Annotated in this window: 15 protein-coding genes; 4 read left to right on the top strand and 11 right to left on the bottom strand. The window is 44.4% G+C overall.

Annotated features, from left to right (window positions below):
- The first annotated feature begins 63 nt into the window (after positions 1-63).
- Positions 64-2391, top strand: a complete 2328-nt coding sequence (locus VYM24_RS17680) for an ABC transporter permease (protein ID WP_330940515.1) — start codon at positions 64-66, stop codon at positions 2389-2391.
- On the opposite strand, the gene VYM24_RS17675 is transcribed toward VYM24_RS17680, so the two are convergent.
- The 5 genes from VYM24_RS17675 to spt form a co-directional block, all read right to left on the bottom strand.
- A complete protein-coding gene (locus VYM24_RS17675) occupies positions 2378-2977 on the bottom strand; it encodes an aminotransferase class IV family protein (protein ID WP_330940514.1) in 600 nt (199 codons plus the stop codon). The genes VYM24_RS17680 and VYM24_RS17675 overlap by 14 nt on opposite strands.
- Complete coding sequence (locus VYM24_RS17670) at positions 2961-3965, bottom strand: aminodeoxychorismate synthase component I (protein WP_330940513.1); 1005 nt, start codon at positions 3963-3965, stop codon at positions 2961-2963. The genes VYM24_RS17675 and VYM24_RS17670 overlap by 17 nt, the downstream gene beginning before the upstream one ends.
- Positions 3966-4008: 43 nt before the next feature.
- The gene (locus tag VYM24_RS17665) at positions 4009-4695 is read right to left on the bottom strand and encodes a hypothetical protein (protein WP_291551290.1); all 687 of its coding nucleotides are present in this window, start codon (positions 4693-4695) and stop codon (positions 4009-4011) included.
- Between the two features lie 155 nt (positions 4696-4850).
- On the bottom strand, positions 4851-6002 hold the full coding sequence (locus tag VYM24_RS17660) for an acyltransferase family protein (protein ID WP_330940512.1): 1152 nt from the start codon (positions 6000-6002) through the stop codon (positions 4851-4853).
- Between the two features lie 108 nt (positions 6003-6110).
- Positions 6111-7298 (bottom strand): serine palmitoyltransferase, encoded by a 1188-nt coding sequence (gene spt / locus VYM24_RS17655; RefSeq protein WP_291551287.1) that lies wholly within the window; start codon positions 7296-7298, stop codon positions 6111-6113.
- A 210-nt stretch (positions 7299-7508) separates the two neighbouring features.
- Here spt and VYM24_RS17650 point away from each other — a divergent pair, with 210 nt between their 5' ends.
- The 3 genes from VYM24_RS17650 (at position 7509) to VYM24_RS17640 (ending at position 10812) form a co-directional block, all read left to right on the top strand.
- Complete coding sequence (locus VYM24_RS17650) at positions 7509-8540, top strand: diacylglycerol/lipid kinase family protein (protein ID WP_061438087.1); 1032 nt, start codon at positions 7509-7511, stop codon at positions 8538-8540.
- 107 nt (positions 8541-8647) lie between these two features.
- Positions 8648-10405: an aspartate--tRNA ligase gene (gene aspS, locus VYM24_RS17645; RefSeq protein ID WP_291551285.1), complete on the top strand. Its 1758-nt coding sequence runs from the start codon at positions 8648-8650 to the stop codon at positions 10403-10405.
- A gap of 17 nt (positions 10406-10422) precedes the next feature.
- Positions 10423-10812: a GtrA family protein gene (locus VYM24_RS17640; protein WP_291551283.1), complete on the top strand. Its 390-nt coding sequence runs from the start codon at positions 10423-10425 to the stop codon at positions 10810-10812.
- Between the two features lie 55 nt (positions 10813-10867).
- Here the strand turns inward: VYM24_RS17640 and VYM24_RS17635 are convergent, their stop codons facing one another.
- From VYM24_RS17635 to VYM24_RS17610, 6 genes are all read right to left on the bottom strand, one after another.
- Complete coding sequence (locus tag VYM24_RS17635; RefSeq protein ID WP_117706299.1) at positions 10868-11752, bottom strand: carbon-nitrogen hydrolase; 885 nt, start codon at positions 11750-11752, stop codon at positions 10868-10870.
- Positions 11753-12051: 299 nt separating this feature from the next.
- Positions 12052-12183 carry a hypothetical protein gene (locus VYM24_RS17630; RefSeq protein WP_291551281.1) on the bottom strand — a complete coding sequence of 44 codons (132 nt, stop codon included), beginning with the start codon at positions 12181-12183 and terminating at the stop codon, positions 12052-12054.
- Positions 12184-12444: 261 nt separating this feature from the next.
- Positions 12445-12555, bottom strand: a complete 111-nt coding sequence (locus VYM24_RS17625) for a hypothetical protein (protein WP_330942269.1) — start codon at positions 12553-12555, stop codon at positions 12445-12447.
- On the bottom strand, positions 12521-12724 hold the full coding sequence (locus tag VYM24_RS17620; protein WP_330940511.1) for a DUF262 domain-containing protein: 204 nt from the start codon (positions 12722-12724) through the stop codon (positions 12521-12523). Before VYM24_RS17620 ends, VYM24_RS17625 begins: the two co-directional genes overlap by 35 nt.
- A 52-nt stretch (positions 12725-12776) precedes the next feature.
- Positions 12777-13817 (bottom strand): agmatine deiminase family protein, encoded by a 1041-nt coding sequence (locus VYM24_RS17615; RefSeq protein WP_330940510.1) that lies wholly within the window; start codon positions 13815-13817, stop codon positions 12777-12779.
- The gene (locus VYM24_RS17610; RefSeq protein ID WP_007662536.1) at positions 13814-14356 is read right to left on the bottom strand and encodes a ferredoxin domain-containing protein; all 543 of its coding nucleotides are present in this window, start codon (positions 14354-14356) and stop codon (positions 13814-13816) included. Before VYM24_RS17610 ends, VYM24_RS17615 begins: the two co-directional genes overlap by 4 nt.
- Between the last annotated feature and the right edge of the window lie 130 nt (positions 14357-14486).

The raw sequence follows: 14486 nt of genomic DNA, 5'->3' as shown, positions 1-14486 counted from the left end.
GACCTCCTCAAAGTAATACCTTGACAACCCCGAAGTACCCTACTAACATTATAATCAAAAAACATGTACATTCTGAAGTTTATCCTGCGTAGCTGGTGGCGAAATAAATTGTTCGTCACTATTTCTCTTGTCAGTCTGGTTATCGGTATCGCCTGCACCAATCTACTGACAGCCTTCGTCCTATACGAATACAACATCGAATATAACAACCCCAACCGTGACCGCATCCTCCGGCTGACACAAACACTACCTTTCGCGCAACAAGAAATGCAGGGAACATTCGTATACCACGAATCTGTCCCCGAAATCATCTCACAATTCCCAGAGATAGAAGCTTCATTACGCACACAAGCTATCACTCACACAAAAATCCGTGTGGGCGACCAAGAATATTCCGAACTGAACCTGCTATCGGCAGACAGCGCATTGCCCAAGTTTATCCCCATCGAAACCTTTGCAGGAAAAATAGAAGAAGTATTGACTCACCCGGGAACCATTGCCATCAGTCAAGCTTTGGCCGAACGTTGTTTCGGTACCACCGACTGTCTCGGCAAGCTGCTGGAGATCCCCCAATCCAGCGAAAGTGCCTACCGTATTGCCGCCGTCTTCCGTCTGCCATCACAAAGCATGTTGCGGGCAGACTTGCTCAAGCATCTCAAAAGTCCGGAAGGAACTACCTGTTCAATACTGCTCAAAGAAGGAACAGACCTCAACGCCTTTCGCCAACGCTTCGAGACAACCGAGCTTCCTACTTTATTAGGCAAAGGGTATTATCGTACCCAGACTTTACAGGAATCCTATTTTACCACTACCACACAAGATAGCAACCAGTGTATCGAGCATCGGCAGAAGGCCCTGTTAAGCGTCGGCCTGCTATCCGCTTTATTAATCTTGTTCATAGGTTGCTTCAACTATATCAACCTCAGTTTTTCACGCTTATTGAAACAAATACGCACCTTGCACATTGAAAGCCTTTTAGGTGCAAGCCACCGTCAAATCCGTTGGCACCTCTTTGCCGATACTTTCCTGATGGTGATTGCAGCGTTCTTGTTATCCATTCTGTTGATGAGCGACCTGTTGGCAGTATTCAATGCAGCAATATCCGCGCATCTGTCGTTCTCCTATCTTTTCTCCGTTCAGGTATTCCCTGTTATCTTGCTGTTTGTCATCATTCTATCCGTTGTTCCGGCAGAATACATGAGCCGGAAGATACAGACCTTGTCCGAAAGCCGTTACCGCAACTTCTTTACAGGTCGTAAAAAACAGCGCATTGTAGCGGCACTGGTCACCTTACAATTCATGATTTCTATCGGACTGCTAAGTGCTTTTATGATAATCCGTAGCCAGATGGACCTGATAGAACAGGAGGGAAGCCGCTACAAAGGAATCGTTGAGTTTGGAATCGGCGACTCCCGGCAATCCCCTTTATCTACTTGGATAGAAGACATTAAATCCATCCCCGGAGTGAAGTCTGTTGTATCTTCCCAATCAGGCCTTTATACCATGAGTATGGCCGTTCCCCGCCAAAATGGTGAGAAGAATGACCTTCTGATGCTTGAACTTTATGAAAACTGTCCGGACTTCCTGAATATATACGATTTCGACTTGCTGGATGCCAAACAAACATTCCATTTATTACTCCGTACCTCTGTGCCGGTCATCATCAACGAGTCCTTCATTCGCTATCTTGTGCCCGAAGGAGAATACCCGGTGGGACAACCTATCTCTAAATACGTGCCCGAAAAGAGTGAGAAAGGTACTATTATCGGTGTCATGAAAGATTTCAAGAAATATTCGCTCACAAACAATGTGTTTCCACTGAGAATGATTCTGCACGAAACGCCACAAGATAACTATACCACATTGACCTTACGGTTTGACGAACAAGATCGCACAGCTGTTATCAATCATCTTCGCGGATTATGGGAGAAGAAATACCCCGGTACTCCATTCAATTATGAAGACCCTTATCAGGTACTGATCTCCAATAATCAGGAAGTCACCGACTTTTCCCGCATCCTGCTGATGTATGCATCAATCAGTTTGTTCCTCACACTGTTCGGATTGTTCGGCATCACCCATTATGCTATCCAGCAACGTATACGCGAAATAGGAATTCGGAAGATTCACGGTGCATCATTCGGGCAAATATTATGGCTTGTCAATCGCCCGTTCCTTTACTACATAGGTATAGCGTTTTTACTCATTGTACCCTTGGTCTGCTATCTGATGAATTATTGGCTGCAACAATTTGCTTACCATGTACACATTGGTATCCTTCATTTCCTGCTTCCATTGTTCTTCACTGTCTGCATCACCCTGCTCACAGTATGCCTGAACAGTTATCGGGCAGCAAGAAATAATCCGGTAGATAGTATCAAGTACGAATAACCGTATCCCGGTTAATCTCCAGAACCAGAGACTGAAAATCAATCATCGCATTAAATAAAGCGATGTGTGAATAGGAAGAAATCTCATCTGACGGAATATCACATTCCGTCAGTACCCCCTGTTCCAACAGCAACGCACGTTTTGTGCCTTTCAATAGGGGAGTCCTCGGTGTATACCAGACTCCCTCTTTTTCTAACGCCACATTAGCAATGGAAGTATCCGTCAAAAGATTATTTCTGATAATCAATACATCATCCTGATTGCCACGCAGGGCATACAATACTTCCAGTTCCTTCCGGTCCGTACTTTTGTAGCGATAATCAATCGTATCCGAACCGACCAACCGGAGTGAACGTACAGTTCTCATTGTATAAGCGGAAAATGCCACTTCACATACTTCTCTGCCATAAACTACCCGGCATTTATAAAAACCGCTTTCAGGGCAATCCCCTGTATAATCCAGAATATCCAGTTGATCCGCCATTCCGAAAACCGCCTGTCTCGTCTCATTCATCCTACGGTTGTGATGGGCAAGGTTCTGCAACTTACCGTCACGTACTTGTATCGTTTCAATAAATCGGCACATATATTTTCTGTTTCATTTCTTCATATTCACTGCGGGCGTCACTCTTGAAAGTAATGCCACCACCGCTTTTAAAATACATTCCGTCCGCCTCTTGCTCCACAAAACGTATCATCACGGCACTATCCATATTGTCTCCATCGAAATATCCGGTTATTCCCGTATAGAATCCCCGTTCATATCCTTCAGCTTCACGAATAATCTGCATCGTCTTCTTTTTGGGTGCACCGGTAATAGAACCGGCAGGCAACATACTGAAAAGAATATCACCTAACTGCCGTTTGTAATCTTCTGGAAGTTCACCGCATATCTCCGAACTGGTCTGCAATATCGGTCCCCGATTTGTCTGCAACACATCTATATAGCGATAACGCTCCACCCGGACATGAGATGCCACAATACTCAGATCATTCCTGATCAGATCCACAATCGTAGCATGTTCCGCCGCTTCTTTCCCGTCGTTCATCAAGGTTTGTACGGCATCGGGCAGGGTAGCGTCTATCGTACCTTTCATGGGATAAGAGCTGATAATACCTTTCTTTATCCGAACAAAAATCTCGGGAGAGAAAACTACAAAACGATTCTTTACCCATACTTTATATAAAGCACGGGAGTTACAATATATATCCTTTAAAGTCAGATTGGTTTGTACCGGAGTCCGGCAAGTTAAATTCGTAAGAAAGCTGTTTCCGGCAAGAATATTCTTTTTCACATGTTCGAAAGCACGACTGTATTCCTGGAAAGAAACAGGGTGGGAGATCCATTCTATCTGTTCCGGCAAACTCTCCGGAAGCAATTCTTCCGTTAAACCGACAACCGTTTCATTCGTAAATCCATTCAGGTTATATATCAACTCCTCCGGTGAGACCTCTGCCGTCTCTTCCACATAAACCTGTTCCTGCGAATAATCAATCAGAAAGATAAACGACTTTGAAGAGCCTGCCAGCCTATTCATGCGTGCGATTGCTTCCTGCTTACTATATAGTTTCATACATCTATTTTCGTTTTGCAAGAAGCAAAGGTAATAAAAAAAACTATTTCCGTGCCGCCACTGCCAGCAATACTCCCAACACAATGCCCAGCAATGCCGCGAACAATACACGCATATCCGGCGGAAGCATGAAAGTAATGGTGTGTGCAGGATACCAGAAGAACGGGATTGTCTTCTTAAAGACAAAGTTCCATTGAACGTTCCAGTTCAGTCCGGTGATGATTTTTGTCATCGGGATAGGAGTGACAAGACTCTTAATAGAACCGCCGCACATCAGGATATGCGTATCTGTTATTTTATGGAAAGTCATGAATACCGGAGCAAAGATTGTGTTCATCGTTACCGATATGGCCAGCGCCACCAGCACCTTATCGAAAGACATCGTTTCACTTGTAAACGTTGCGGCGGCATTTGCCATTCCCATATACTCCATGAACTGCGGCACACCTTTTGAAAAGATAATCATAGCGGCATTGATACCCATACCTAGTATGCCCCACACCACCATGCGCGGAATAATACCGAAACCCTTCCGGTTGTACACTCCCGCACTGATTCGTAATCCCAGCACTTCGCCCAACGAAGACAGAATGGCAAACTTCAGAAAGCTCATCACCATGCCGTGCGCGGCATTGAACGACTTATACCAGTCATAAACCGCGTCACTCAAAAAGAAGGGTAGAAAGACTACCACCACCAGAATAATAAACAGGAAATCTTGCTTTTTCATTGAAAAGACGTGTTTTTCATTAATAATGCGGCAAACATACTAAAAAACTTTCAATATCAAAGCAAGATGATAAGAAAAACTGTAAATCCGTAACAAAAGACACACCGTCGATCTATTCTTATTAGCAGAACCACAGTGCTGATGCTATCAGAATATCACTTCTTCTTTAAAAACCGTTTTGCCAAATATTTTCGTATAGGCTCATCATACAGCTTCAAGCACAGGTAAGCCAACACTACATTCAAGGCATAAACGCATAAAGCAACCTGCCAGGTCTCTCCCAAAGTAAAGAGTTGATTTTTAATCAGCCATGCATAGAACAGATACATGAACGGATAATGTATCACATAAACCGGATAAGAAATATCTCCCAGGAACTTACATATCTGAGTTGACTTTTTATCCGTCGTAGTTCCTGACGCTCCTATCCATACAAGGGCGGGGAAAGCCACGATAATACAAAACGCTTCATAAACACCATTCGCGCAGATCGGCTCCGCACCTTCCAGATAGGGCACCGAGAACAGAGCGACCAATGCGATGGCGCATATCCAGAACGCGCCTTTCACTTTCATAGGCCTGAAGTTACGCGACATAAGCATACCCGCGGAAAACGGGAACAGCATCCTCAACAGCCCGCCGCCAAAGTTTACACCGTCCAACGTCCAGCCTACACCTATATTTCCATAACCGGAAACATCGAAAACTGCGAATAGCACCAATGCCACTCCCAACAATACAACGAGCGCAGTCAGTGCCTTATTGGATAAGCGACGGATTAACAAGGCATAAAGAACATTACCTATATACTCGAAGAACAACGACCAGCAAGGCCCGTTCAACGGAAACATCTCACCGTTGCCACGAACTTCATAACCTACGCCCGGCATTGCGGGAATAAAGAATATCGTGCAGATCAGAGACAGCATTATCATGGAGATGCCGATATGTGTTCCATCCCATTGCACGGAACCCTGAATACAGAATGTAATAGCACCCAGAACAGCCCCCATTATCACCATAGGATGAAGACGTATCAAACGACGCTTAAAGAAATCTTTCATTGTGAGACTCTTACCCCAACGGTCGTCATAGGCATAGCCGATAACGAAACCTGAAAGGATAAAGAAAAAATCCACGGCCAAATATCCATGATTGAACGTTGTAATCATAGTATCGCTTGCAAAAGCATAGCCTTCGAATATATGATACCATATTACCATAAGAGCCGCTACACCACGAAGTCCGTCCAGAAGATCGTAATGCGCCTTGGTATCTGAAAATGCTGCTGAGGGGGTATTAGACATTTATTTCTTAGTATTAAGTTAATATTTTCAGATGGCAAAGATACACAAAAAAAAGACCGCCTTCATAAAGACAGTCTCTTTTCATTTTATCTGATTTCAGGAAAATCCTTATTCAATCACTCCGAGTTCACGGAAACATTTCGTCAACTTCTCAACAGCATAGTCTACCTGCTCTTTGGTGTGAGTAGCCATCAATGCTACGCGTACCAGCGTATCTTGCGGTGCACAAGCAGGCGGAATAACCGGATTAATGAAGATGCCTTCATCAAACGCCATCTTAGTTACGATAAATGTCTTTTCCGCATCACGCACATACAATGGAATGATAGGAGATTCAGTTTCACCGATTTCGAAACCGGCATCACGGAATTTCTTCAATGCATAGTTGGTGATGTCCCACAAACGTTGCTGACGTTCCGGTTCATTCATAATGATGTGAAGAGCTTCACGGGCAGCCGCCGTAGCAGCAGGCGTGTTACTTGCCTGGAATATATAAGAACGGGCATTGTGACGCAACCAGTTGATTACCGAAGCATCTCCGGCAACGAAACCACCGATAGAAGCCAGTGACTTGCTGAACGTACCCATAATCAGGTCGATATCATCCGTCACACCGAAATGATCGCAAACACCGCGTCCCTGTTTTCCGAATACACCCAATCCGTGTGCTTCGTCCACCATGATGCTGGCATTGTATTTTTTCTTCAAATGTACAATTTCGGGGAGGTTGGCAAGGTCGCCTTCCATAGAGAAAACACTATCCACCACAATCAGTTTGATAGCATCCGGCTCGCATTTCTGGAGTTCTTTTTCCAGATCGGCCATATCATTATGTTTGTACTTCAATTGAGTTGAGAAGGAGAGGCGGCGACCATCTACGATGGAAGCGTGCACGCGATCGTCACAGATAATGTAATCGTTACGTCCCGTCAATTGCGGAATGACACCTTCATTTACAGTAAATCCGGTGGAAAAACAGAGTGCATCGTCCTTTCCGACAAACTCAGCCAGTTCTTTTTCCAACTCTACATGTATATCAAGAGTTCCATTTAATAAACGGGAACCTGCACAACCTGTACCGTATTTATCTGTGGCAGCTTTTGCGGCTTCTATTATTCTTTTATCGTAAGTCAGTCCTGTATAAGCATTCGAACCGAACATCAGGACTTTTTTACCATCCATCAACACCTCAGTATCCTGATGGCTGTCAATTGTGCGGAAATAGGGGTATACGCCCATTGCCATATATTGCTGTGGCAGGTCGTATTTCGCCAATTTGTCTTGTAGTAATCCCATGAAATGTTTATTATATAATATGAAATATTTAACTCTTAATTACAAGCCTTTTGAAAACAGGGGGCAAAGATAGCAAAATATGTGCTTATCTGTTCTTTTTTTACTAAAAAATATATTTGCCCATGGATTAAAGCCCACTCTATGGTTAAAAATTCAAGTATTTGTATTACTTTTGCCATTTATAAAATTGCATAGTGAAACAACCCTTGCATGGACGAAGAAAAAAAGAAAATATCATTCATTATAAATCCGAAATCCGGCACGCAGAGCAAAGAGCAAATCCTCCATCTGCTCGATGAAAAGCTGGATAAGGCAAAGTATGCCCAGGAGGTAATCTATACCGAATATGCCGGACATGCTGTTGAAATTGCTGCACAAAAAGCAAAGGAGAATGTGCATGCTGTAGTGGCTATTGGCGGTGACGGTACGATCAACGAAATAGCCCGTTCGCTGGTGCATACAAAAACTGCATTGGGCATCATTCCGTGTGGTTCGGGAAACGGACTCGCACGCCACCTGCAAATTTCAATGGAGCCCAAAAAGGCGATAGAAATCATCAACGAAGGAATTATAGACGTCATTGATTACGGAAAAATCAATGAGGTGCCTTTCTTCTGTACCTGCGGTGTGGGTTTTGATGCTTTTGTCAGCCTGAAGTTTGCAAAGGCAGGCAGGAGAGGGCCTCTTACTTATTTAGAAAAGACTCTGCTGGAGAGCTTGAAGTATCAACCTGAAACTTACGAACTGGAAACGGAAGACGGTACCTTAAAGTATAAAGCTTTCCTGATAGCCTGCGGCAACGCTTCGCAATACGGAAACAATGCGTACATAGCTCCACAGGCCATGCTGACGGACGGATTACTGGACGTGACCATCCTTGAGCCTTTCACGGTGCTGGATGTGCCCTCCCTTTCTTTCCAACTGTTTAATAAGACTATAGACCAAAATAGCCGCATCAAAACTTTCCGTTGCCAGACGCTGCGCATCCACCGTACCAAACCGGGGGTAGTGCACTTTGACGGAGACCCAATGATGATGGGGGAAAACATCGATGTGAAGGTAATCAAAGAAGGATTGCAGGTAATCATCCCCCGGTATGCCGAAAAAGACTCTTCGAATGTATTGCAACGGGCCCAGGATTATATAAATGGTCTGAAGCAGATCAATGAGGAGATTGTGCATAAGAATAAGATGATATTGGATAAGAGTAAAGAGCAGATTAAGAAGTTAACGAAAATCTGAGTTTTTTATAAAATAAATCTGTATTTTTGTAGGCTATTTATAGCGTGCATGCATTCTGGCAATGCAGCCGAGTATAGTAGAATGTAAATCGTAAAACGTAAATAAAGATGTTTAGATCACACACCTGCGGAGAACTTCGTATCTCCGATGTCAATAAGCAAGTAACGCTGGCAGGTTGGGTGCAGCGCAGCCGCAAAATGGGAGGCATGACATTTATTGACCTCCGCGACCGTTACGGTATCACCCAGTTAGTTTTCAACGAAGAGGTGGACGCCGCACTTTGCGAGAACGCCAACCGCCTGGGACGCGAATTCGTCATTCAGATTACAGGAACGGTGAACGAACGCTTCAGCAAGAATGCCAATATCCCGACCGGAGATATTGAAATCATCGTATCGGAACTGAATGTGCTGAATGCAGCCCTGACACCTCCGTTCACCATCGAAGATAATACGGATGGTGGCGACGATATCCGCATGAAATACCGTTATCTGGATTTGCGTCGTCCGTCGGTACGTAGAAATCTGGAACTCCGCCATAGAATGACCATTGAGGTACGCCGCTACCTGGACAGCCAAGGCTTCATCGAAGTGGAAACTCCTGTACTGGTAGGCTCTACTCCGGAAGGTGCACGCGACTTTGTGGTACCCTCACGCATGAATCCGGGACAGTTCTACGCTTTGCCGCAAAGCCCACAGACCTTGAAACAATTGCTGATGGTATCCGGTTTCGACCGTTACTTCCAGATTGCCAAGTGTTTCCGTGACGAGGATCTTCGTGCCGACCGTCAGCCGGAATTTACTCAGATAGACTGTGAAATGTCTTTCGTGGAACAGAACGACATCATCAACCTGTTTGAAGGTATGACGAAATATCTGTTCAAAGAAATCCGCGGTGTGGAATTGGAAGGTCAGTTCCAGCGTATGGCATGGGCGGATGCCATGAAATATTATGGTAGCGACAAACCCGACTTGCGCTTCGGTATGAAGTTTGTGGAGCTGATGGACATACTGAAAGGTCATGGCTTCTCTGTATTTGATAACGCTGAATACATCGGTGGTATCTGTGCCGAAGGTGCCGCACAATACACCCGCAAACAACTGGATGCACTGACGGAATTCGTGAAGAGACCGCAGATCGGTGCAAAAGGTATGGTTTATGCCCGTGTAGAGGAAGATGGAAATGTAAAATCAAGCGTTGACAAATTCTATACGCAGGAAGTACTGCAACAGGTGAAAGAAGCTTTCGGTGCCAAACCGGGTGACTTGATTCTGATTTTGAGCGGCGACGACACCATGAAGACACGCAAGCAACTTTGCGAGCTTCGTCTGGAAATGGGTAGCCAGTTGGGACTGCGTGATAAGAATACATTTGCATGCCTGTGGGTGGTAGACTTCCCGATGTTTGAATGGAGCGAACAAGAAAACCGCTTGATGGCTATGCACCATCCGTTCACCCATCCTAAGGATGAAGACATTGCTTTATTGGACACTGATCCGGCAGCTGTACGTGCAGATGCTTATGATATGGTAATCAATGGTGTGGAAGTTGGTGGCGGTTCAATCCGTATCCACGATCCGAAGTTGCAGGCAAAGATGTTCGAAATCTTGGGATTCACTCCTGAAAAAGCAGAAGAGCAATTCGGATTCTTGATGAATGCATTCAAATACGGTGCACCTCCTCATGGCGGTCTGGCATATGGTCTTGATCGTTGGGTATCTCTCTTTGCCGGATTGGATAGTATCCGTGACTGCATCGCATTCCCGAAGAATAACAGTGGACGTGACGTGATGCTGGATGCTCCCGCGGCACTTGATCCGTCTCAGTTGGACGAACTGAATCTGATTGTAGATATTAAAGAATAAGAGTAGGTTAGTTTGTTGTGAGAGAGTCGAGACGCATCTTCCGTTTTGCAATAATCGGTACGCTGAATGCCCTGATTATAGCAGCAGTCATCTGGCTGATGATGGATGAACTGGACATTGACTATATGCTCTCTAACATAACTGCTTACGTCATTGCACAGACTCATAATTTTATCTGGTGCAAGCACTGGATATTCCCTTTGGATGATAAAGAAAAGAAGAGCAGCACCTGGAGGCAGGTGTTGCTCTTTTCTATCGCTTTCGGAATGGCGTATCTGGCGCAATTCCTATTCTTGGTAGTGTTGGTCGAGGTACTGAATTGTGATGAATACCTGGCTCAGTTCCTAGGACTATTTATCTACGGAGGCGTGAATTTTATAATGAACAGGAGAATCACATTCCGTTAACACTTTATCAAACTTCGTTTTGCTGCGCTTTATCGCACTTTTATTGAATTGCATTTTAATCGAGGAAACGTTTCGTCAATCCACCGTATTCATCGATACGGCGATCGCGTAGGAAAGGCCACCAACGGCGTACATTTTCCGAGCGTTCCATATCTATTTCCACTACTATATTTTCCGGACGGTCGTTTCCGGCTTGTGCAAGGAATTCTCCTTGCGGACCTGCTACAAAACTATTTCCCCAGAATTGGATGCCATTTGTCTGCATGGACGGATCGGGTTCGTGACCGACACGGTTAACGGAGATAACAGGAAGTCCGTTAGCTACGGCATGGGCACGCTGGGAGATAATCCAAGCGTTGAGCTGGCGTGCCTTTTCATCATCGGCGTCACTGCTTTCCCAACCGATGGCGGTGGGATAGATTAATAATTCGGCACCTTTCAATGCCATCAGGCGGGCAGCTTCAGGGTACCACTGATCCCAGCAAACAAGTACACCCAGCTTTCCGAGAGAAGTTTGGATAGGTTCGAAACCTATATCTCCGGGGGTGAAGTAGAACTTTTCATAATAGGCCGGATCGTCGGGGATATGCATCTTGCGATATTTTCCGGCAATGCTTCCGTCACGATCAAAAACAACGGCGGTGTTATGATAGAGTCCCGGGGCACGTTTCTCAAACAGGGAGGTTACCAATACGATTTTATTGGCAGCGGCCAGTTCGGAATAAAATCCGGTGGAAGGGCCGGGAATGGTTTCCGCCAGATCAAACAGTTGCGTGTTTTCAGTCTGACAGAAATACAGGGAGTTGTGTAGCTCCTGTAATACAACCAATTGCGCACCATGTGCAGCACAGGCTTCTATGCTTTTAGCCAGGTTCATCAGGTTCGTACGAAGATCTGCTGTATTGGCTTGCTGAATAATTCCGACTTTTATTTTTCTCATACTCATATTCGTTTTTTGTTTATTTTCATTTTTTAGAGAGACAACTTGACAAAGAGATCAGTTTTAGTATCATATAATAAGAGAGAGCATTTTATAATAACTTTTTTCAATGTATCAACTTTCAGAAGCTCTGTAGCACAAATTTTGATATAGAAGCACCGTTCTCCCATATTTTTTACTTGCGACAGGATGGCAGTATGATGGGTAAAGCCTATTACTATTGAAATTCGGCAGTTGTAACTACCAAATTGTTTTCTAACAATTGCCATTCTTCATAGAACGTGCCCATATTCTTTAAGTTACGCTCTGATCAACTGTTCTTTATTTATCAACTTTATAGCTTGATACTGACTTTGCAAGATGGCGGTCTTGATAGTCTGTACGGCTTGGTTATACTTTGTTTCCAATATCTTTTCTGGCTCTTTTTCCATAAGTTACTTTCTTGTATATCTCTGTTGAAGTGCATTATGCATTCATCGTAAATGAAATAGATTCATTTCTTACTATTCTTCTATTCCCTCTACTAGTTTGTCCGCAAGTGGGGTTAACTCTAATTCGAGCACACCAGAAGGTATTTCACAACTCTTAAAAAGGAAATTAAGAATAGAGCGTTTAGTGTTGGTACTTGATGAACTAAGTACATAACATCCTTCCGCAATTTTGGTTCTTTCTTTGCCATCTGCTTCATATATTCAGTAATTTTTGGTTGCTAAATATGCCATAGCAGATAGTGTCGTAATACGTTGTTGACCATCAATAATTAATAAGTTATCTTCTGTCTCGCTTGCTTTTGTTGAAACAATACTTCCAAAAAAAATGGCTATGCAAATGATCTCGATGAATTTTTTTTAAGTCTTCAAAAAGTCGCAAGCAGTGTTTTTGTTGCCATGCATATTTCCTCTGGTACAAAGGAATAATAAATAATGTCTTTGCGCCATAGAAGTAATCGTTTATTTTTGTTGCGTCTCTCATTTGTTAGTACTTTTATATCTTATTCTAAATTATTAGGGTACTTAACTTTCGCTTACATCACTCCCACTGGATATTGCATCGTCACGCAATGCAACGATCCATGCTGCTTTATCAATGCACAGCAATCCACGCTCACTATCTCGTGATGCGGGAAAGCTACTTGAAGCATTTCTTTAGCACGTTGGTCATTCTCCGGCTGACGATAAGTAGGATAAAGCACCGCATCATTCATTATCAAGAAATTGGCATACGTTGCGGGGAGGCGTTCGCCCTCTTCCTCAATCTTGTTTACCATAGGTAATGCCAACAGACGATAGGGGTTTCCATTCAAAGTACGGAAGGTTTTCAGTTGCTCTTCCATTTGATGTAGAGCTTCGTAATGTTCATCCTGCGTATCGGTGCATTGCACATAGGCAATAGTATCCGGTGAGCAAAGACGAGCGAGCGTATCGACATGACTGTCCGTATCATCTCCTGCCAAATACCCATGATCGAGCCAAAGTACCTGTTTCAGATGAAATACAGAACAGAGATATTCTTCGATTTCATCGCGGCTCATCTGTCCGTTACGATTGGGAGAAAGCAAACACTCGGACGTGGTGAGCAATGTTCCCAAACCGTCGCTCTCAATGGAACCACCTTCCAAGACAAAGCCCAGACGATTAACATACCGCCCATTCAGGAAACCGGCTTCCACAGCCTGACGGGTAATCAGGTTATCTTTATCTGAAGCGAATTTCAGCCCCCAGCCATTAAACATGAAATCAAGAATCAAAACACCTTCTGCATCCAGCATGGTAATTGCGCCATGATCACGCGCCCAGGTATCATTCGTTTCACACTCCATGAAACGGACATTCTGCATATTGACGGTAGCTGAAATCTGCTTTTTGACCTCCTCCGGTTCGGGAGTTACAATCAGAAGCAATTCCCGTTGGGCTATTTCGCGTGCGATAGCGGCAAAGCAGGCTTGTACTTCCGCAAGCATATGTGCCCAGTCAGTTCCGGCATGGGGCCAAGTCAGCTGTATTCCGCTTTGCGGCGCCCATTCGGCAGGTAAAACAGCATTGAACTTATCACTCATATTTATCATTCTTTCTTTTCTTCTTTCGGCTTGCGGTCAAAGAACGGATTCTTGGTCGAAGCACTGACCGGAATAGCATACACGGATCTGCATCCCGGCAACCACTCCAATTGCTGCGCAGCAAGTCCGGCAGAGAACATCACACGGGTATCCACACGCAAATCGGCCGCCGTGGCGCAAGCCGAACCGATAGCTATACCTACATCAACCGAATTCACGGCACAAGGCACACCTTCAGGGCGTCCCGCACAAGTGGGATAACCACAATGGCCGCAGTTCAATCCTTGCGCCTGCTCGCGCGTACCTATTATAATTACACATTCAGCCTGCAAAATGTTGGCGGCATCCCGCAAAAAGAACTTCATTCCGTGTTCTTCCACCATAGCAACCATCTTGTCCGACAATACTTTTAAATCGTCTCCGGTGACCATAGCTATTTCAATTATATCTACACCTTTTCCCTTCGGAGCGGTACGGGCAGCAGTCATCATCTGCCTTGCCACGTCCAACACATGTTCGTGGCGGCTTGCACGTTCGTTCTGTATCATAATTCTCACTTTTATTAAAAACTGATAGCAAAGATAATGCAAATTGAGTGCAGAACTTTCATGCTTGCATGAAAAAGTTATGCCGAAATGCAGCTTATCTTATTTAAAGATACTGATTTCAGCTAATAAT

The organism is Bacteroides sp. MSB163, assembly GCF_036416795.1.
In the GTDB taxonomy this organism is placed as follows: Bacteria; Bacteroidota; Bacteroidia; order Bacteroidales; family Bacteroidaceae; genus Bacteroides; species Bacteroides maternus.
Note: the sequence above shows the minus strand (reverse complement) of the source record. Positions and strands in the feature narration are given on the sequence as shown.

Coding starts and splice junctions, on each gene's coding strand:
- VYM24_RS17635 (WP_117706299.1), bottom strand. CDS start 11,752: ATGAGAAAAATAAAAGTCGGAATTATTCAGCAAGCCAATACAGCAGAT.
- VYM24_RS17680 (WP_330940515.1), top strand. CDS start 64: ATGTACATTCTGAAGTTTATCCTGCGTAGCTGGTGGCGAAATAAATTG.
- VYM24_RS17660 (WP_330940512.1), bottom strand. CDS start 6,002: ATGTCTAATACCCCCTCAGCAGCATTTTCAGATACCAAGGCGCATTAC.
- VYM24_RS17675 (WP_330940514.1), bottom strand. CDS start 2,977: ATGTGCCGATTTATTGAAACGATACAAGTACGTGACGGTAAGTTGCAG.
- VYM24_RS17615 (WP_330940510.1), bottom strand. CDS start 13,817: ATGATAAATATGAGTGATAAGTTCAATGCTGTTTTACCTGCCGAATGG.
- VYM24_RS17620 (WP_330940511.1), bottom strand. CDS start 12,724: ATGAGAGACGCAACAAAAATAAACGATTACTTCTATGGCGCAAAGACA.
- VYM24_RS17650 (WP_061438087.1), top strand. CDS start 7,509: ATGGACGAAGAAAAAAAGAAAATATCATTCATTATAAATCCGAAATCC.
- aspS (WP_291551285.1), top strand. CDS start 8,648: ATGTTTAGATCACACACCTGCGGAGAACTTCGTATCTCCGATGTCAAT.
- VYM24_RS17610 (WP_007662536.1), bottom strand. CDS start 14,356: ATGATACAGAACGAACGTGCAAGCCGCCACGAACATGTGTTGGACGTG.
- VYM24_RS17630 (WP_291551281.1), bottom strand. CDS start 12,183: ATGGAAAAAGAGCCAGAAAAGATATTGGAAACAAAGTATAACCAAGCC.
- spt (WP_291551287.1), bottom strand. CDS start 7,298: ATGGGATTACTACAAGACAAATTGGCGAAATACGACCTGCCACAGCAA.
- VYM24_RS17670 (WP_330940513.1), bottom strand. CDS start 3,965: ATGAAACTATATAGTAAGCAGGAAGCAATCGCACGCATGAATAGGCTG.
- VYM24_RS17665 (WP_291551290.1), bottom strand. CDS start 4,695: ATGAAAAAGCAAGATTTCCTGTTTATTATTCTGGTGGTGGTAGTCTTT.